Here is an 18,881-nt window from a genome sequence, read left to right as displayed (position 1 = left end):
GAAGGTGTGGGGGGCGGGGGATGCGCGCGGCTCCGGGGCCCGGGTGAGGTCGAGGGACCGGGCCCCGGGGCCGCACGGGTCAGACGCTCGTCACGACCGGGTGGGTCAGAGCGAGCCGTGGAAGGTGCGGTTCAGGACGTCGAGCTGCTGCTCGCGGGTGAGCCGGACGAAGTTGACCGCGTATCCGGAGACCCGGATGGTCAGCTGCGGGTGGTTCTCCGGGTGCTCCATGGCGTCCATCAGCACGTCGCGGTTGAGGACGTTGACGTTCATGTGGAAGCCGTCGCTGGCCACGTAGCCGTCGAGGACGCCCGCGAGGTTCCTGATCCGCTCCTCGGGGGTGCGGCCCAGGCCGTCGGGGGTGACGGTGTTGGTCAGCGAGATGCCGTCCTCGGCGTCCTCGTACGGGAGCTTGGCGACCGACAGGGCCGAGGCCACGTAGCCGTGGGTGTCGCGGCCGTTCATCGGGTTGGCGCCCGGCGAGAAGGGCTCGCCGGCGCGGCGCCCGTCGGGGGTGTTGCCGGTCTTCTTGCCGTAGACGACGTTGGAGGTGATCGTCAGGACGGACTGGGTGTGCTCGGCCTCGCGGTACGTGGGGTGCTTGCGGACCTTCCGCATGAACTCCTCGACCAGCCGGACCGCGATCTCGTCGACGCGCTCGTCGTTGTTGCCGTATGCCGGGTAGTCGCCCTCGATGACGTAGTCGGTGGCGAGGCCGCTCTCGTCCCGGACCGGGCTGACCTTGGCGTACTTGACGGCGGCGAGGGAGTCGGCGGCGACCGAGAGGCCGGCGATGCCGCAGGCCATGGTGCGGCGCACGTCGCGGTCGTGGAGCGCCATCTCGATGCGCTCGTAGGCGTACCGGTCGTGCATGTAGTGGATGACGTTCAGGGCGTGGACGTAGACGCTCGCGAGCCATTCCATCTGCTCGTCGAACTTGGCCATGACCTCGTCGTAGTCGAGGACCTCGGAGGTGAGGGCGCCGGTGGACGGGCCGACCTGAACGCCGGACTTCTCGTCCCGGCCGCCGTTGATCGCGTAGAGGAGGGTCTTGGCGAGGTTCACCCGGGCGCCGAAGAACTGCATCTGCTTGCCGACGGGCATCGCGGAGACACAGCAGGCGATGGCGGTGTCGTCGCCGAAGCGCGGGCGCATCAGCTCGTCCGACTCGTACTGCACGGAGGAGGTGTCGATGGAGACCCTCGCGCAGAACTCCTTGAAGCCCTGGGGGAGCTGCGGCGACCAGAAGACGGTCATGTTCGGCTCGGGGGCCGGGCCGAGGTTGTAGAGGGTCTGGAGGTAGCGGAAGGAGGTCCGGGTGACCAGCGGGCGGCCGTCCTCGCCCATGCCGGCGATGGACTCGGTGACCCAGGTGGGGTCGCCGGAGAACAGCTCGTCGTACTCCGGGGTGCGCAGGAAGCGGACGATGCGGAGCTTGATGATGAAGTCGTCGACGAGTTCCTGGGCCTGCTCCTCGGTGAGGAGACCTGCGTCGGTGTCGCGCTGGAGGTAGACGTCGAGGAAGGTCGAGGTGCGGCCGAGGGACATCGCGGCGCCGTTCTGCTCCTTCACGGCGGCGAGGTAGGCGAAGTACAGCCACTGGATCGCCTCGCGGCCGGTGGTGGCGGGGCCGGAGATGTCGTGTCCGTAGGAGGCGGCCATCGCCTTGAGTTCGCCGAGGGCGCGGATCTGCTCCGACAGCTCCTCGCGAAGCCGGATGGTCTCTTCGAGCGAACGGTTCCCGGCGGGGAGGGAGTTGAGCTCCTCCTTCTCCTCCTTCTTCACCTGGACGAGGTGGTCGACGCCGTAGAGGGCGACCCGGCGGTAGTCGCCGATGATGCGGCCTCGGCCGTAGGCGTCGGGGAGTCCGGTGACGATGCCGGCCTTGCGGGCGGCGCGGATCTCGGGGGTGTACGCGTCGAAGACACCGGCGTTGTGGGTCTTGCGGTACTCGGTGAAGACCTTCTCCAGCTCCGGGGAGACGGGGTAGCCGTAGGTCTCCAGGGCGCCGGCGACCATGCGCCAGCCGCCGTAGGGCATGATCGCCCGCTTGAGCGGGGCCTCGGTCTGGAGGCCGACGATCAGGTCCTTGTCGCGGTCGATGTAACCGGGGGCGTGGGCGGTGATGGTGGAGGGCACGTCGTACGAGACGTCATGGACGCCCTTGGCGCGCTCCTCGGGGAACTTGTCCGTGATGGCCTTCCACACGGCGGTGGTCCGCTCGGTGGGGCCTGCGAGGAAGGAGTCGTCGCCCTCGTACGGGGTGTAGTTCTGCTGGATGAAGTCGCGGACGTCGATGGCGTCGCGCCAGAGTCCGCCCTTGAAGCCCTTCCAGGCCCGCTCGGTCACCGTTGCCTCAGCAGGAGTCGCAGTCACTGCCCGCACCGCCTTCTTCGAGTCATTCGATCGCGTCGTTGCCTACCTCCATTGCACTCCTTTTGATCGATCATCTCGGTCGGCATTGGTCACCGGCCGACGGCCTTTGGTCCTCTTCCGGGAACGCCGGAAGGCCCCGCCGGAGCGGGACCTTCCGAGAGGGGTGCGGTGCGGGGCTCAGCTGGGCGCCTCGGCGTTCTTACGGGCGTAGAACCACCAGGTCACGACCATGCAGCTGACGTAGAAGACGACGAAGCCCCACATCGCGCTGGTCACGGCCACCGAGCCGAACAGGGCCGGAATGAAGAAGAAGCCGTAGGCGGCGATGGCCGAGGTGAAACCGGTGACCGCGCCGGACTCCATCTCCGCCTGCTTCAGCGCCCGGGTGTGCTCCGGGGTGCCTTCCTCGAGGCCCTTGAGGTGGCTGCCGCGGAAGATCACCGGGATCTGGCGGAAGGTGGAGCCGTTGCCGATGCCGGAGAAGAAGAACGCGGCGAGGAAGCAGAAGAAGAAGCCGTGGAACGAGCCGCCGTCACCGCCCGAGGGCAGGTAGTTGATCACGCCGATGATCGAGACGGCCATGCCCGCGAAGGACAGGACGGTGACCCGGGCGCCGCCCCACTTGTCGGCGATCCAGCCGCCGCCCCAGCGGGCGAGCGCGCCGACGGCGGGGCCCATCCAGGCGTAGGTGGCGACCGAGTAGTCCGGGAACGTGGTCTTGATCAGCATCGGCAGGGCGGCGGCGAAGCCGATGAAGGAGCCGAAGGTGCCGACGTACAGCCAGGTCATCAGCCAGTTGTGCTTGCGCTTGAAGATGATCTTCTGCCGGCTGAAGGGGGTCGAGGCGACCTTGAGGTCGTTCTGCCCGAACCAGGCCACGGCCGCGAGGATCAGCAGGATCGGGACCCAGAGGAAGGCGGCGTTCTGCAGGTAGACGGGGGTGCCGTCGGCCTTGTGCTGGGCGGAGCCGATCGCGATGGCCGACCAGGTGATGACGATCGGGGTGAGCAGCTGGACGACGGAGACGCCGAGGTTGCCGAGACCGCCGTTGACGCCGGTCGCGCTGCCCTTCTTCGCCTTCGGGAAGAAGAAGCCGATGTTGGCGAGGGAGGAGGCGAAGTTCGCGCCGCCGATGCCGCAGAGGGCGGCGATGGCGACCATCACGCCGTACGGGGTCGTCGGGTCCTGGACGGCGATGCCGAGCCAGATCAGCGGCACGATCAGGACGACCGTCGACAGTGCGGTGAAGCGACGCTGGCCGACCATCGGGCCGAGGAAGGTGTAGAAGATCCGGGCCGTGCCGCCGGTCAGACCGGGGATCGCCGTCAGCCAGAACAGCTGGGAGGTCGAGAAGCCGAACCCGACGTCCTTCAGGTTGGTCGCGGTGACCGACCACACCTGCCAGACGACGAAGGCCACCAGGAGCGCCGGCACGGCGATCCACAGGTTGCGGGTGGCGACCTTCCTGCCGATCGACTTCCAGAAGAGCTCGTTCTCGGGCTCCCAGTCGGTGATCGGCCTGCCGGGGCGGTACTGCTCCGTGTCGTACGAGGCGGTCGTCCCGCCCGTCGTTCTGCTGTCCTGGACTACGGAACCCATGGCGCTTCCCTGACTTCCCTGACGTTCTCGAGGCTTCGACGTTCCCGAGGCTTCGCTTGCCCCTCCAGGCTGCGCTGCGGGACGGGGGGGGGCCGTGAGTGCCGATGGTCGCCGGACGGGCGGGCGTCGGTCGCCCGTCCGGCGGACCTAGGGCCCCTCAGCGACGGGTCGGAGGTACGGGCAGGACCGGCAGTGAGATCGCCGGGGCGTCGAGGCAGGCGCCGGTCCTCAGGTCGAACTCCTGCTTGTGCAGGGGGGACGCCACCACCGGCACCCCGTCCCGGCTGCCCATGATCCCGTTCGCGATGACGTCGGCGCCCGTGAACGGGTCCCGGTTGCCCACCGCGTACACCTCGCCGTCGCCGTCCCGGAACAGCGCCGCCTCGGTGCCGTCCGCGAGCACCGCGGCCCGGCCCCGGCCCGGCTCCAGGAACTCCACCCCGGCCACGTGCGGCTCGAAGTGGGCCAGCGCCGCCGGATCGTCGAGGACGGCCTGCCACTCGTCGCGGTAGGCGGCGACGTGCCGGTCCATCTGCGCTTCCAGCTCCGCGCAGATCCCGAGCGAGTCCTCGATCAGCACCTCCCTGAGGTGCGCGGTGCCGCCGCCGATCCGCTCCAGCCACGCCGAGGTCCGCTCGAGCCGCTCGCCGGTCCGTACGTAGTACATGAGGAAGCGGTCGATCAGCGCGAACAGCTCGGCGGCCGACAGGTCCGAGGCGAGCAGGTCGGCATGGCGGGGGCTGGTGCCGCCGTTGCCGCAGACGTACAGGTTCCAGCCGCCGGCGGTCGCGATCACCCCGATGTCCTTGCCGCGGGCCTCAGCGCACTCGCGCAGACAGCCCGAGACCCCGCCCTTGATCTTGTGCGGGGCGCGCAGGCCCCGGTAGCGGAGCTCCAGGTCGATCGCGAGCTGCACGGAGTCGCCCTGCCCGAAGCGGCAGAACCGGGATCCGACGCAGGACTTGGCCGTGCGGAGCGACTTCCCGTATGCCTGCCCGGATTCGAGGCCGACCGCGATCAGCTTTCGCCAGATGGCGGGGAGTTCCTCCTTCCGGGCGCCGAACAGGTCGATCCGCTGACCTCCGGTGATCTTGCTGTAGAGCCCGTGGTCGCGGGCCACCTCGCCGATGGCGATCAGCTGCTCGGCGGTGATCTCGCCGCCCGGGACGCGGGGCACGACGGAGTACGTGCCGTCCTTCTGGAGGTTGGCGAGGAAGAGGTCGTTGGAGTCCTGGAGAGCGGCCTGCTCGCCGTCGAGGACGTGCCGGAGGCCGAGTTCGGGGGCGAGGGTGCCGAGGACGTTGGCGACGACGGGCTTGCAGACGGTGCAGCCGGAGCCGGCGTGCGTGGAGGCGTCCGTGGAGGCGTCCGTGCCGATGCCCGTGAAGGCGTCTGCGGAGGCTTCCGTGAAGGCTTCCGTGCCGGTGCCGACGGGCGCGCTCGCGGTGCCGGAGCCGTACCGCTCCATCAATTCGGTGAAGGACCGGATGTGCTCGCTCTTCACGAGGGCGTAGATCTCCGGTCGGGACAGCTCGGGGAAGTGCTCGCACAGGCCCTTCCGCCGCTCCACCCCCGCCGCGTCGAGGACGGCCTGGAGGGTGTTCACACAGCCGCCGCAGCCCGTGCCCGCCTTGGTGCAGCGCTTGATCCCGCCGACGTCGGTGAGACCGTGCTCGGCGATGGCCCCGGACACCGCGCCCTTGGTCACGTTGTGGCAGGAGCAGACGACGGCGTCGTCGGGGAGCGCGTCCGCGCCGGGCAGCTCCGCCCCGGCCGCTCCGGCCGGGAGCAGGAACGCCTCGGGCGGCGCGGGGAGGCGGCGGCCCGCGTGCGGCTTGAGGGAGCCGTACGCCTCGGCGTCGCCGACCAGGATGCCGCCGAGCAGCTGCCCCTCAGGGCCGAGCAGCAGCTTCTTGTAGACGCCCTCGCGCCCGTCGGAGAACACGATCTGGGTGGCCCGGGAGCCGCCGTCCCGGCCGTCCGCGAACGGGTCCCCGAAGGAGGCCACGTCCGCGCCGAGCAGCTTCAGCTTGGTGGAGGTGTCAGCGCCGGTGAACACCGTCGCGCCCGAGCCCGCGAGCTGGTCCGCGACCGCTTCCGCCATCTGGTAGCCGGGGGCGACGAGCCCGTACACCCGCCCGTCCGAGGTCTGCGCGCACTCCCCTACGGCGTACACGTAGGGGTCGGACGTCCGGCAGTGTTCGTCCACCGCCACTCCCCCGCGGTCCCCCACCGCGAGCCCCGCCTCGCGGGCCAGCCGGTCGCGCGGCCGTACCCCGGCGGAGAAGACCACCACGTCGGCGGGGAGCCGCTCGCCGCTCGACAGCCTGAGGCGGCGGGCCCGCCCCTCGCCGTCCGTCTCGACCTCGGCGGCGCCGACCCCGGTGTGCACGGCCACGCCCATCGACTCGATGGTGGCGCGCAGGGCCGCCGCGCCGCCGTCGTCGACCTGGAGCGGCATCAGCCGGGGCGCGAACTCGACGACGTGCGCGGCGAGTCCGAGGGTGCGCAGCGCCCCCGCCGCCTCCAGGCCGAGCAGGCCGCCGCCGATGACGACACCCGTACGGGCCTGCTCGGCGTACGCGGTGAGGGCGTCGACGTCGTAGAGCGTGCGGTACGTGAAGCAGCCGGGCGCGTCGGCGCCGGGGATCGGCGGCACGAAGGGGTACGAGCCGGTCGCCAGGACCAGCGCGTCGTAGGCGACGACCGCGCCGGAGGTGGCGGTGACCGTGCGGGCGGCCGTGTCGATGTGCTCGGCGGGGTCCCCGAGCCGCAGGTCGATGCCGTGACCGGCCAGGAACTCGGGTGTGGAGAGGCCGAGTTGGTTGGGGTCGGTGCCGGTGAACACGGAGGACAGGTGCACCCGGTCGTAGGCGGGCACGTCCTCCTCGGCGAGGACCGTGACCCGCCAGCCGGGGCCGTCGGGGACGGCCGGGTCGGCGAGCGCCCCGCGCTCGGCGAGGGCCTCCAGGAGCCGGTGGCCGACCATGCCGTGGCCGATGAGGACGAGGGTCTGTGTCCGCTGGGCGGCCATGGCGGTCTCCGTGGGGGTCGCGTGCGTACGGGTTCCCCCGTACCGGTTCTCCCGTACGGGTCCCTCCGCGCGGGTTCTCCCGTACGGGTTCCGCCCGCACGGGTTCTCCTCCGACCGTAGGGGGGTGGGACGGGCGTGTCGGGGCCGTGAAGGGCCCGAGGATCCGGGACTTGTGGCCCTGCCACCGGGGCCGAACGGCGCGGGTACGGGAGCGCGGCGCGGGCTTAGCGTGAACGGGCGGGGCCGCGCCGACGAACGACACGGCGGCGCGGCCCTTCGTGACTTGGGAGGTGACCGGGAGCGCGGCCCAGCGGGGCGCGGGACGTGTCCGGGTGCACGACCTCACCGGGGCGGGAGACGTGTCCGGACGGCGGCCCCGGCGCGTACGGCGCGATCGGGTGGCGGGCTTCGGGGTGTACACGCCAGGAGCCGCCGGGACGGATGGAGGCGGGGATGACGCGGGATCTGGTCCTCGCCGTGCACGGCAGCGCCGTGCCCGAGGCGGGCGAGGCGGTGGCCCGGCTCGCGGACCACGTCCGCCGGCTGACGGGCGCGCCGGTCGCCGTCGGCCATCTCGACCACCAGACACCCTCGCTGCCGTACGTCCTCGCGGACCGGCCCGGCGCCGTCGTCGTCCCGCTTCTCCTCGGCGACGGCTACCACCGGACCGTCGACATCCCGGCCGTCGCCAGCCACTTCGACTGCGCCGTCACGCGCGGGCTGAGCGGCGAGCACGCGGTGGCCCTCGCCCTGTACGACCGGCTGCGGGCCGCCGAGCGCGCGGCGGGCGGCCCGGCGGACGCGGTCGTGGTCGCCGGGGCGGGCTCCTCGCGGCCCGGCGGCAACGACGGCACCCTCACGGCGGCCCGGCAACTGCGGCTGCTGCTACCGGTGCCCGTGACCGTCGCGTACTGCTCGGCGAGCACCCCGGCCCCGGCCGAGGCGGTCGCCCGGCTGCACACGGACGGCTTCCGACGGGTCGCGGTCGCCGCCCACCTCCTGGCCCCGGGCCGCTTCACGCGCGCGCTCGCGACGGTCCCCGGCACCTGGACGGTGGCGGCCCCGCTCGCGGACCACGCGCGCGTGGCGGGACTTGTGGCGGCGAGCTACGCGGGGGCGGTGGCTTCCGCCGGCCGGCGTACGGCATCGGGTGTACGGGTCCCAGGCGCGGAGGCGTGGGCCGCCTGAGGTCCGCACAGCGCCGGGCGCGGTCGCGCACCGCGTGGCACGGGCGCGGGCGCGGGCGGTGCGTCCGCTCTGCTGTGCTGTGCTGGGGTCATGACGCAACCGTTCCTCCCCCTCACCGCACGCTCCCGCGAGGAGTCGCACCGGGCGTCCACGCCCCTGGAACTCTTCTTCGACCTGTGCTTCGTCGTCGCCGTCGCCCAGGCCGGCGCCGAACTCGTGCACGCGGTCGCCGAGGGCCACGCCGGAGAGGGGATCATCAACTACGCGATGATCTTCTTCGCGATCTGGTGGGCGTGGATGAACTTCACCTGGTTCGCCTCGGCCTACGACAACGACGACGTCCTGTACCGCGTCATCACCCTGCTCCAGATCGCCGGTGTGCTCGTCCTCGCCGCCGGAGTCTCGCAGGCCTTCGAGGAGCACGACTTCCTCGTCGTCTACCTCGGCTACGTCGTGATGCGGCTCGCGCTCGCCTCGCAGTGGCTGCGCGCCGCGCACCACGCCACCGACCCCGTCGAGCGGACGATGTGCCGGCGGTACGCGGGCGGCGTCCTCATCGTGCAGGTCGGCTGGCTCGCCCTCGTCCTCGCGCCGGAACCCGCCCGTCCGTGGGTCTTCCTGGTCATGGCGCTGGCCGAGATGGCCGTACCCCTGTACGCGGAGAAGGACGCGCCCAGCACCTGGCACCCGCACCACATCGCCGAGCGGTACGGCCTGTTCACCATCATCGTGCTGGGCGAGACCGTCGCCGCGGCGACGGTCGCCGTGAAGACCGGAATCGCCGAGAACGACGCCCTCGGCGAGGTCCTGCCGATCGCCGCCGGCGGTCTGCTGCTCGTGTTCTCGGCCTGGTGGATCTACTTCGTCGTCCCCGCCCACGACCGGCTGACCTCCAGCCGCCAGGGCTTCCTGTGGGGCTACGGCCACTACGTGATCTTCGCGTCGGCCGCCGCGGTGGGCGCGGGCCTGGAGATCGCCGTCGAACATGCGGTGGGCAAGGCCCACATCTCCGCCCTCGCCGCCGCGTCGGCGGTGACGATCCCGTCGGCCGTGTTCCTGATGTCGGTGTGGCTGCTCCACGCGCGCTACTTCAAGGTCGGCCTGGCCCAGCAGCTCGTGCTGCCCGTCTCGGCGCTCGCGATCCTGCTGTGCTCCTTCGCGGGCCGCTGGGCGGTCCTGGCGGCAGGGCTGGTCGCGGCGGCCACGGTGGCGATCGGTCTGACCCTGACGGCCCGTAACCCGGCGACGCGTGGGGGCGGCGGCGGGGCTACGGTTTCGGGTTCCCTCGGAGACGCCGGGCGCTCCTGAACCGCCGTGCCCTGCGGGAGCCCGTACGCGCGCGCGTGCTGCTGTGTCAGGCGCACGGACTGTGGCGGGGACCGGCGCTCGCGGACGTACGTGACGTGCCTTCGCTCTTCGAGTCGCTGGGCGTGGCCGAGGACGTCGACCCGCTCCTCCGCCGCGCCGCCCTCCACGAAGCCGCGGGCGACCCCGAGTCGGCCGCGTCCGACCGTACGCGCGCGCGGGACACCGCCCGCCACGCGGGCCTCTCCGCCCCGGAGCGCCGCCCCGTCCGCGTGACCGCCGCCGGCGAGGCCTTCGCCGTGGTCTCCGGACCGCCCGCGAGCGGGAAGAGCACCCTCGCCCACGCGCTCACCGCCCGGCTCGGCCTCCCCCTCGTCGACAAGGACGTGATCCTGGAGTCGCTGTACGACTCCCTCGGCGTCGGCGACCAGGCCCGGCGGCACCTGCCTCGGCCCCAAGCGCTGAACCGGTCCCCGTGGTAGGCAAGGGACATGACACAGCCCGAGCAGACGCGCGGACGGCACGACGGGACCGACGGGATCACCGATGTGGGCGGGCTGCGCGTGGGCCACGCGCGCGTGGCCGGGTCCGGGGCGCTCAGCGGCACCACCGTGGTGCTGGCCCCGGAGGGCGGGATGGTCGCCGCCGTGGACGTGCGGGGCGGAGGCCCGGGCACCCGGGAGACCGACGCGCTCGACCCGAGGAACGTCGTCCAGCGCATCGACGCGGTCGTCCTGACCGGCGGCAGCGCGTACGGCCTGGAGTCCGCCGCCGGGGTGATGGCCTGGCTGGAGGAGCACCACCGGGGCGTCCGTGTGGGTCCCGATCCCTCCCACGTGGTGCCGGTCGTGCCCGCCGCGTGCGTCTTCGACCTGGGCAGGGGCGGCGACTTCAGGGCGCGCCCCGACGCGGCCACGGGCCGGGCCGCGGTGGCGGCGGCCGACGCGAGCGGTGACCACGCGCGCGTGGAGACGGGCGCGGTCGGCGCGGGCACCGGCGCCGTGGTCGGCGGGCTGCGGGGCGGAGTGGGGACCGCGAGCACGGTCCTGGAGTCGGGGATCACCGTCGGCGCGCTGGTGGTGGTGAACGCGGTGGGCTCGGCCGTCGACCCGGCCACCGGCGCCCTGTACGGGAGTTACTACGCGGGCGACGGCCCGCCGGCCTTCCCGGGGAGCGGGGTGCACGAGGCGGCCGTACGGCGGCTCGCCGAGGCGCGGGCGGCAGCCGCCCCGCCCCCGCTGAACACCACGCTCGCCGTCGTCGCGACGGACGCCGTGCTCACGCGCGCGCAGGCGCGGAAGGTCGCGGGCACGGCGCACGACGGCATCGCGCGCGCGCTGCGGCCGGTGCACCTGATGAACGACGGCGACACCGTCTTCGCGCTCGCCACCGGGCGGCGGGAACTGCCGGAGGGCCCCGGGCCGCTCGCCCTGAACGAGGTCCTCGCGGCCGGCGCCGACCTGGTGACCCGGGCGATCGTCCGGGCGGTGCGCGCGGCCCCCGGCGGGCTGCGCGGGGCGGGCGGCGACTTCCCCTCGTACCGCGAGCTGTACGAGCCGGACGGGGGCCCGTACCCCCTTGAAAACCAAGGGAGTTGAAAGAATAGGGAAAGGGAGGAGAAAAGGAACGGACGGGGACGGGGCGGGAACTTCCGGCGCACGCCCTTCGTTTTCCGGAACCCCGGACACGATGTCAGACCCAGGGACTACGTTAAGCAAGCACCAAGTGACATGCGGCGACGGCCTGGAGACCCTCTTGAACGATCCGCAGGATCCTCACGATCCCTACGAGACGACCGAGACGCACCTCGCGCGGCTCCTCGGCCGGGCGCTCAACTCCTTCGACCTGCCCGACTCGACCGTCGAGCGCCTCGGCACGGCGCTCGCGCACTCCACCGCGCTGCATTCCTCGCACCACAGCGCGTCGCTGCACCGATCCACCTACCGCCATACGTATCTGCTCGGCGACGGCAGCGCGCTCTCCCTCTGGGAGATCACGCACAACGCCGGGCGGGACGGTGTCGAGCAGCACGAGCTGTACGCGGAGGAGGCGGAGGCGCGGCTCGCCGCGTCCCGGCTCCCGACCGGACCGCTGCCCGGCTGGACCGCCGAGCGCTCCGACGGCCGCGTCCTCGACGAGGACGACGACCTGGAGCTGCTGAGCGCCCTGCTCGCCCGCCCGATACCCGCCCAGCCCCGGATGTACGTGCCGGACAACTCCGCCGACCACGCGCGCCGCGTCCTGCGGCGCGCGGAGAACGCGGACCGGCCGGGTGAGCGGACGGCCCGGCGGCTGCGGCTGGCCTTCGCGCACCACATCACCCAGGCCTTCGGGCGGCACTGCCCGGTGGAGGGCGGCCGGGACGCCGGATTCACCCTCTACGAGCACCAGTTCCTGCTGCTGGACGGCAGCGAGATCAGCCTCTGGGAGGTCGAGCACACGGCGACGCCGGACGGCCGGCACATGTGCGAGGTGTACGAGAGCGAGCGCGCGGCCCGCGGGGCGATGGAGTCCCGCTCCCGCGTCCGCTGACACGGGCCCGGCGGGCGTTCACGCGGCGCCCGCCGGGTCGCTCGCACCTGCCCCGCTTCGGTACGGGTCACCGGGCCGGCGTGGGGTCGGACCGATGCCGGGGCCAAGGTCGGGGTCGAGGTCAGGCCGGGGCCGGGATCCCCGTCTCCGGCCCTGAGCGACCGGCCGTACAACCGGGAGGGGCCCCGTCCCCGGGACGAATCCCGGGGACGGGGCCCCTCCCCTGTCGCCCCGCGCTCAGTGGGTGAGCGTCGGCTCCTTCTCGATCACGACCTCGGCCTCGTCGTCGCCGCCCTCCAGGTGCTGCTTCGGCTTCGCCGGAAGCACGAACATCACCAGGAAGATCACCGCGAGCACCGCCGCGACCCAGCCCATCGCGTTCTGGAAGGCGTCCGCGAACGCCGCACCCGCCTCGGCGGGGGACTTCGGGGCGGGCTTGCCGTCGATCACGCCGAAGAAGACCACCGACACCAGGCCGAGCCCCAGCGCGTTGCCCATCTGCCCGGTCGTGTTGATGAGACCCGAGGCCGAGCCCGCGTGCTCCTTCGGCACCTCCGAGAGCACCGCGTCCGTCAGCGGCGCCACGATCAGGCCCATGCCCAGACCCATGACCACCAGCGGCGGGATCATCTGCCAGGACTCGATCCCGGTGCCGTAGCGCCCGGCCTCGAAGAGGTAGAGCAGCACGCCGGCGATCATCGTCAGCGCGCCCGCCTGGAGCACCTTCCGGCCGAAGCGCGGCACCAGCTTCTGCACCGACATTCCGGCCGCCACCGACACGGCGATCGAGAACGGCACGCCCGTCAGACCCGCCTTCAGCGGACTCCAGCCCAGGCCGATCTGCATGTACAGCGTCCAGACCAGGAAGAAGATGCCGAGCACCACACCGAAGGTCAGCTGGACGGCGATACCGGCGGCGAAGCTCTTCACCTTGAACAGCGACAGCTCGACCAGCGGCGAGCCGTCCTTCTTCGTCTTGTACTTCTCGTACGCCACGAGCGCGCCGAACACGAGCAGGCTGCCGGCCATCATCAGGTGGCCCCACAGCGGCCAGTCCAGCTCACGGCCGCGCGTCAGCGGGTAGATCAGCATCAGCAGCGCGGCCGTCACCAGGAGCACGCCCACGATGTCGAGCTTGAGCGCCTTCGGCGCCTTCGACTCGGTGATGAACTTACCGCCCAGGATCAGGGCGGCGACGCCGACCGGCAGGTTGATCAGGAAGATCGGGCGCCACTCCAGCCCCGCGATGTTCCACTGCGTGAGCAGCGCGCCGAGCAGCGGGCCGGAGACCGCGCCGAGGCCGATGATCGCGCCGAACATTCCGAAGACCTTGCCGCGCTCGTGCGCCGGGAAGGTCACGTGGATGATCGAAAGCACCTGCGGCACCATCATCGCGGCTGCCGCGCCCTGGAGCAGGCGGGAGCCGACCAGCATCTCCTGGTTGGCGGCGAAGCCGCAGAGCGCCGAGGCGAGGGTGAAGCCGGCGGTGCCGAGCAGGAAGAGGCGCTTGCGGCCGTAGATGTCACCGAGCCGCCCGCCGGTGATCAGACCGGCGGCGAACGCGAGCGCGTACCCGGCGGTGATCCACTGGATGGCCCCGAACGAGGCGCCGAGGTCCTTCTCGATACTGGGGATCGCGATGTTGACGATCGTGGCGTCGACCAGGTCCATGAAGGCGGCGGTCATGACGATGGCGAGGGCGATCCATCGCCGCTTGTCGCTGGCCGCTGCAACTTCCGTGGCGGCGTCGTGTGAACTCATACGAAGAAGATAAGAGCCATCTAGGTCAGGTCACGTCCTAGATGGGTCGCATCCTGGGAGACATGACCGATACTCCGGCACGACTCCTGAATCTGCTCTCGCTCCTCCAGACCCCGCGCGAGTGGCCCGGAAGCGAGCTCGCCGAACGGCTCTCGGTCTCCCCGCGCACCATCCGCCGGGACATCGACCGGCTCCGCGACCTCGGCTATCCCGTCGAGGCGACGCTCGGCGCGGTCGGGGGCTACCGGCTCGTCGCCGGTACGGCCATGCCGCCGCTCCTCCTCGACGACGAGGAGGCCGTCGCCATCGCGGTCGGGCTGCGGGCGGGGGCCGGGCACGCGATCGAGGGCGTGGAGGAGGCGTCCGTGCGGGCCCTGGCGAAGCTGGAGCAGGTGCTGCCGACGCGGCTGCGGCACCGGGTCTCCACCCTCCAGAACGCGACGATCCCGCTCACCCACGGGGACGGGGCCACGGTCGCGCCCGCCACCCTCACCGCGCTCGCGGGCGCGGTGACCGGGCACGAGCGGCTGCGGTTCGGCTACCGGGCGGGGGACGGGACGGAGACGAAACGACTCGTGGAGCCGTATCGGCTGGTCTCCACGGGGCACCGCTGGTACCTCGTGGCGTACGACCTCGGGCGCGAGGACTGGCGGACGTTCCGGGTGGACCGGGTGAGCGAGCCCTTCGCCACAGGAGCGCGCTTCTCGCCCCGGGAGCTGCCTTCGGGTGACGCCGCGACGTACATGGCGCGCTCCATGGCGCGCGCCCAGGGGGAGGTCGAGCTCGATGTGGAGTTCGCCGCGCCGGCGGAGTTCGTCGTCGCGCGCCTCCCCTCCCACCTCGTGCCGACCGCGACGGCCCCGGACCGCTGCCGGCTGCGCGCCCGCGTCGCGGACTCGGTGGAATGGCTGGCGCTGCGGCTCGCGCTGATGGACGTCGACTTCACGGTCCACGGCCCGGAGCCACTGATCACATACATGAGGGACTTGTCGGGAAGGCTGGCGGCGGCGGCGGGCTGAGCGCCGGCCACCTGCCGGGCGGATTGCGAGGAAGGGGCCCTTCCGGGGCCCCTTCCTCGCTGGCTTCCGGGCGTCTCAGGCCACCGCGTCGAAGCCCGTGTCGTGGGCCATCTTCTTCAGTTCCAGCAGGGCGTGCTTCTCGATCTGGCGGATGCGCTCGCGGGTCAGGCCGTGCTGCTTGCCGACCTCCGTCAGCGTCCGCTCGCGGCCGTCCTCGATGCCGTACCGCATGCGGATGATCGACGCGGTCCGGTGGTCGAGCTTGGCGATGAGGTCGTCGAGCTCCTCGCTGCGCAGCAGCGTGAGCACCGACTGCTCCGGCGAGACCGCCGACGTGTCCTCCAGGAGGTCGCCGAACTGCGTCTCCCCCGCGTCGTCCACCGACATGTTCAGCGAGACCGGGTCCCGCGCCCAGTCCAGCACGTCGACGACCCGCTCGGGCTTCGTGTCCAGCTCCGCCGCGATCTCCGCCGGCTCCGGCTCGCGGCCGTGCTCCCGGTTGAACTCGCGCTGCACCCGGCGGATCCGGCCCAGCTCCTCCACCAGGTGGACGGGGAGCCGGATCGTGCGCGACTGGTCCGCGATGGACCGGGTGATGGCCTGACGGATCCACCACGTCGCATACGTGGAGAACTTGAAGCCCTTCGCGTAGTCGAACTTCTCGACCGCGCGCACCAGGCCCGCGTTCCCCTCCTGGATCAGGTCGAGCAGCGGCAGCCCGCTGCGCGGGTAGCGCCGGGCGACGGCCACCACGAGCCGCAGGTTGGACTTGATGAAGAGGTCCTTGGCACGCTCGCCCTCGGCGTAGAGCGCTTCGAGCTCCTCGCGGGAAGCGCCGCCCGCTTCGCTCTCCACCACGCCGTCGAGTATCTGCCGGGCGTACACCCCGGCCTCGATCGTCTGGGAGAGCTCGACCTCCTTGGCGGCGTCGAGCAGGGGTGTGCGCGCGATCTCGTCGAGGTACATGCCGACCAGGTCGCGGTCGGCGATCTCCCCGCCCACGGCGCGAACACTGCTTGCCCGTGCGGCCCCGCTCTTGGCGGAGGTCTGACGACGGGCGACGGCACGGGTTGCCATGCGTGCTCCCTTGCTGAGTAGGTCGCGACACCTTTTCGGGTGCCCTGCATCCGACGGAAACAACGACTGGAATCAGGACAGAATTCCCACCCGGCACATGGATTTTCGCGATCATGCAGTATCCTGCGGCGCCGTCGCCCCTGCGGGCATGCCTGTGGAACCCATGGATGTGCAGGTCAGGGCAGGCGCGGAGGGTTTTCCGGCGCCGCTCGCGGGGGACTCGACCACACCGTCGGTGAGACCGCGATCACATGCGGCGCCGCCCTTCAAGACGCCGGGGCGGGCCATCGGGTTGCCCCACCCGAACCCGAGCCCGAACCCGAGCCCGGACACGGGCGGCGCCCCCTCCTCCGGACCAACCCCCCTCGGCCTCCCGGACTAGGTCTCCCGCCCGTTCCGCGCCTCCCCTCCCCCGCCCTAGCGTCTCCGTCATGAGCGACACCACCGGAACTCTCGACGAAGCCCTCCAGCGTCTTCACTCCACCGGCCCCGAGCGCGGCGGCTGGCTCAGCAATCACGCCCCGATGGCCGTCGAGGTTCTGGTCCGGCACGGCCAGGCCCCCGCGGTGCACCGCTGGCTCGACCACTACGCGCCCAAGCTGGAGGAGTCGCCGCCGGCGTCCCTCCGGGTCACCGCCGGCAACTGGGCCGAGGCGCTCGGCGACCCGGCCCGGATCACGGACTGGACGCACTTCTTCGGGCGCGAGCTGGACGGACGGCCCTGGCGGGAGGTCCTCGCCGAGTGGTGGCCCCGGCTGCTGCCGGGCATCGCGGGCGGGGCGACGCATCCGGTGATCCGTGCCGGTCACGCCGTACGGACCCTCCTGAGCGATCCGGAGGGCGTGACGGCCCCCCGCCGCGCCGAGCTGGCGCACTCCCTCGGCTACTGGGCGGCCCGCCACCAGCCGCTGCCCGCGCTCGCCCCGCTGGCCGCCGCGCCCTCGGCGGCGGCGGCGCTCGACGCCGTACCGCCCGTCGGGGACCAGGACGGCGGGATCAGGGCCCGGCTCGCGCAGCTGACGGCGTTCCCGGTCTGGGGCGCGGCCCCGGACCCCGACGCGGCGAAGGCACGGCTCACCGAGCTGGTGACGGCGGCGACCCACCGGTACGCGACCCACGGCCACGGCGAGCCGATCATGCTGGTGCACGCGGCGACCGCGCCGAACGCCGTCCTGCGCACCCTGCCCGCGCTCCCGCGCGAGCTGTGGGCGCCGAGCCTGGCGGCGGCCTGGGCGGCGGCGGCTGCGGTGACCGCCGCGTACACCCCGGCGGAGGCCGCCCCGTACCCGGGCACGGCCCTCACCCCCGAGGAGGTCTTCGCCCGGGCGGCGGCGCACGGCGACGACCACACGATCAAGTTCACCGACACCGCGCTCGACGTGGGCGACCCGCTCGCGCTGGCCGCCGCCGTCCGCTCGATCGACCTCAACCCGCCCGTCCTGTAGCGGATCGGCCGAACCGCACCGGCCCCGGCCGCCCGCGTGGACCGCGGCGGCTCAGCCGAACTGCACCGACCTCTTCGCGAGCCCCATCCAGAAGCCGTCGATCACCGAGCGCTGCTCGTCGAGGTCGCCGGCCGCGTCGGCCGCGCCCATCGTGACGAACAGCGGGGCGAAGTGCTCCGTGCGCGGGTGCGCGAGGCGGCCGGCCGGCGACTTCCGCTCGAAGTCGAGGAGGGCGTCGACGTCGTGCGCGGCGAGGGCCTCGTGCCCCCACGCGTCGAACTCGGCCGACCAGCCCGGCACCCCGCCGCCGGTGTGCCGGAGGGCGGCGAGGTTGTGGGTGAAGAAGCCGCTGCCGACGATCAGGACGCCCTCGTCGCGCAGCGGGGCGAGCCTGCGCCCGATGTCCATGAGGTGGCGGGGGTCGAGGGTGGGCATGGAGATCTGGAGCACGGGGATGTCCGCGTCCGGGAACATCTCGACGAGCGGCACGTAGGCGCCGTGGTCGAGCCCCCGGTCGGGGATGTCCTGTACGGGGTGGCCGGGCCCGCGGAGCAGCTTGCGGACGGACTCGGCGAGCCGCGGGGCGCCGGGGGCGGCGTACTCGACGCGGTAGTAGTGCTCGGGGAAGCCCCAGAAGTCGTAGACGAGGGGGACGGTCTCGGTGGCGCCGAGGGCGAGCGGGGCCTCCTCCCAGTGGGCGGAGACCATGAGGATCGCCTTGGGGCGCGGGAGTCCCGCGGACCAGGCGGCGAGCTCGCCGGGCCAGACCGGGTCGTCGGCGAGCGGCGGGGCGCCGTGGGACAGGTAGAGCGCGGGCATCCGTTCCAGCGTGGCGTCCATGGCGAAGGGCTCCGGCTTCCTCGTGGTCCTGTGGTCCTGGGTCTGCGATGTGTGCTTGAAACTTCAAGCTCACTACCCGCAGAGTAAACGTATGTAGTTCAACTTTCAAGAATGAGTCGTACGATGGGACCCATGGGAGACATGACCGCACCCCGCTGGCTCAGCGACGAGGAACAGCACGTCTGGCGCTCGTACCTGCACGCCACCACGCTCCTGGAGGACCACCTCGACCGCCAGTTGCAGCGCGACGCCGGAATGCCGCACATCTACTACGGGCTGCTCGTCCAGCTCTCCCAGGCGCCCCGCCGCCGGCTCCGGATGACCGAGCTGGCCAAGAGCGCCAAGATCACCCGCTCCCGCCTCTCCCACGCCGTCGCCCGCCTGGAGAAGAGCGGCTGGGTGCGGCGAGAGGACTGCCCCTCCGACAAGCGCGGCCAGCTCGCCCGGCTGACGGACGAGGGCGCCGAGGTGCTGCGCAGGACCGCGCCCGGCCATGTCACGGCCGTGCGCCAAGCGATGTTCGACCGGCTCTCCCCCGAACAGGTGGAGCAGCTCGGCACGATCATGCGCGTGATGGCCGAGGGCCTCGAACCCCAGGACCCGGACGCGGACCTGCCCTGGCTCCGCTGAGACGCGAGACGCGAGATCCGGACCCCGGGACCCGGGACGCGAACCGCCCCGGCTCCGCCGAACGGCGGAACCGGG

14 protein-coding genes are annotated in these 18,881 nt (G+C 72.3%); 8 read left to right on the top strand and 6 right to left on the bottom strand.

Annotated features, from left to right (window positions below; all coding sequences use genetic code 11):
* Positions 1-105 precede the first annotated feature (105 nt).
* The 3 genes from pflB to ABT154_RS26800 form a co-directional block, all read right to left on the bottom strand.
* A complete protein-coding gene (gene pflB / locus ABT154_RS26810; RefSeq protein WP_502969595.1) occupies positions 106-2,385 on the bottom strand; it encodes a formate C-acetyltransferase in 2,280 nt (759 codons plus the stop codon).
* Between the two features lie 168 nt (positions 2,386-2,553).
* Positions 2,554-3,975 carry an MFS transporter gene (locus ABT154_RS26805; protein ID WP_351859851.1) on the bottom strand — a complete coding sequence of 474 codons (1,422 nt, stop codon included), beginning with the start codon at positions 3,973-3,975 and terminating at the stop codon, positions 2,554-2,556.
* A 157-nt stretch (positions 3,976-4,132) separates the two neighbouring features.
* Positions 4,133-7,009 carry a nitrite reductase gene (locus ABT154_RS26800; RefSeq protein ID WP_351859849.1) on the bottom strand — a complete coding sequence of 959 codons (2,877 nt, stop codon included), beginning with the start codon at positions 7,007-7,009 and terminating at the stop codon, positions 4,133-4,135.
* 453 nt (positions 7,010-7,462) lie between these two features.
* Here ABT154_RS26800 and ABT154_RS26795 point away from each other — a divergent pair, with 453 nt between their 5' ends.
* From ABT154_RS26795 to ABT154_RS26775, 5 genes are all read left to right on the top strand, one after another.
* Entirely contained in the window at positions 7,463-8,197 is a 735-nt protein-coding gene (locus ABT154_RS26795) for a sirohydrochlorin chelatase (protein WP_351859847.1), read from the top strand.
* 90 nt (positions 8,198-8,287) lie between these two features.
* Positions 8,288-9,505 carry a low temperature requirement protein A gene (locus tag ABT154_RS26790; protein ID WP_351859845.1) on the top strand — a complete coding sequence of 406 codons (1,218 nt, stop codon included), beginning with the start codon at positions 8,288-8,290 and terminating at the stop codon, positions 9,503-9,505.
* A gap of 95 nt (positions 9,506-9,600) precedes the next feature.
* Positions 9,601-9,984, top strand: a complete 384-nt coding sequence (locus tag ABT154_RS26785; RefSeq protein ID WP_351859843.1) for an AAA family ATPase — start codon at positions 9,601-9,603, stop codon at positions 9,982-9,984.
* A 9-nt stretch (positions 9,985-9,993) separates the two neighbouring features.
* Positions 9,994-11,100 carry a P1 family peptidase gene (locus ABT154_RS26780; RefSeq protein WP_351859841.1) on the top strand — a complete coding sequence of 369 codons (1,107 nt, stop codon included), beginning with the start codon at positions 9,994-9,996 and terminating at the stop codon, positions 11,098-11,100.
* Positions 11,101-11,191: 91 nt separating this feature from the next.
* Positions 11,192-12,034: a DUF6227 family protein gene (locus ABT154_RS26775; protein WP_351859839.1), complete on the top strand. Its 843-nt coding sequence runs from the start codon at positions 11,192-11,194 to the stop codon at positions 12,032-12,034.
* A gap of 237 nt (positions 12,035-12,271) precedes the next feature.
* Here the strand turns inward: ABT154_RS26775 and ABT154_RS26770 are convergent, their stop codons facing one another.
* Entirely contained in the window at positions 12,272-13,795 is a 1,524-nt protein-coding gene (locus ABT154_RS26770; protein WP_351859837.1) for an MFS transporter, read from the bottom strand.
* A gap of 62 nt (positions 13,796-13,857) precedes the next feature.
* Here ABT154_RS26770 and ABT154_RS26765 point away from each other — a divergent pair, with 62 nt between their 5' ends.
* The gene (locus ABT154_RS26765; RefSeq protein ID WP_351859835.1) at positions 13,858-14,814 is read left to right on the top strand and encodes a helix-turn-helix transcriptional regulator; all 957 of its coding nucleotides are present in this window, start codon (positions 13,858-13,860) and stop codon (positions 14,812-14,814) included.
* Positions 14,815-14,889: 75 nt separating this feature from the next.
* Here the strand turns inward: ABT154_RS26765 and ABT154_RS26760 are convergent, their stop codons facing one another.
* On the bottom strand, positions 14,890-15,891 hold the full coding sequence (locus tag ABT154_RS26760; protein WP_351859833.1) for a sigma-70 family RNA polymerase sigma factor: 1,002 nt from the start codon (positions 15,889-15,891) through the stop codon (positions 14,890-14,892).
* Positions 15,892-16,322: 431 nt separating this feature from the next.
* On the opposite strand from ABT154_RS26760, the gene ABT154_RS26755 reads away from it, so the two are divergent.
* Entirely contained in the window at positions 16,323-17,336 is a 1,014-nt protein-coding gene (locus tag ABT154_RS26755; protein ID WP_351859831.1) for a questin oxidase family protein, read from the top strand.
* Between the two features lie 51 nt (positions 17,337-17,387).
* On the opposite strand, the gene ABT154_RS26750 is transcribed toward ABT154_RS26755, so the two are convergent.
* Positions 17,388-18,176 carry a dioxygenase family protein gene (locus ABT154_RS26750; RefSeq protein ID WP_351859829.1) on the bottom strand — a complete coding sequence of 263 codons (789 nt, stop codon included), beginning with the start codon at positions 18,174-18,176 and terminating at the stop codon, positions 17,388-17,390.
* Between the two features lie 123 nt (positions 18,177-18,299).
* On the opposite strand from ABT154_RS26750, the gene ABT154_RS26745 reads away from it, so the two are divergent.
* Positions 18,300-18,806, top strand: coding sequence for a MarR family winged helix-turn-helix transcriptional regulator (locus ABT154_RS26745; protein ID WP_351859827.1), 507 nt, complete (start codon positions 18,300-18,302; stop codon positions 18,804-18,806).
* The last annotated feature ends 75 nt before the right edge of the window (positions 18,807-18,881 follow it).

This window comes from Streptomyces sp. NPDC001728 (assembly GCF_040297565.1).
Classification (GTDB): domain Bacteria; phylum Actinomycetota; class Actinomycetes; order Streptomycetales; family Streptomycetaceae; genus Streptomyces.
This window is presented reverse-complemented; position numbering and strand designations above follow the sequence as displayed.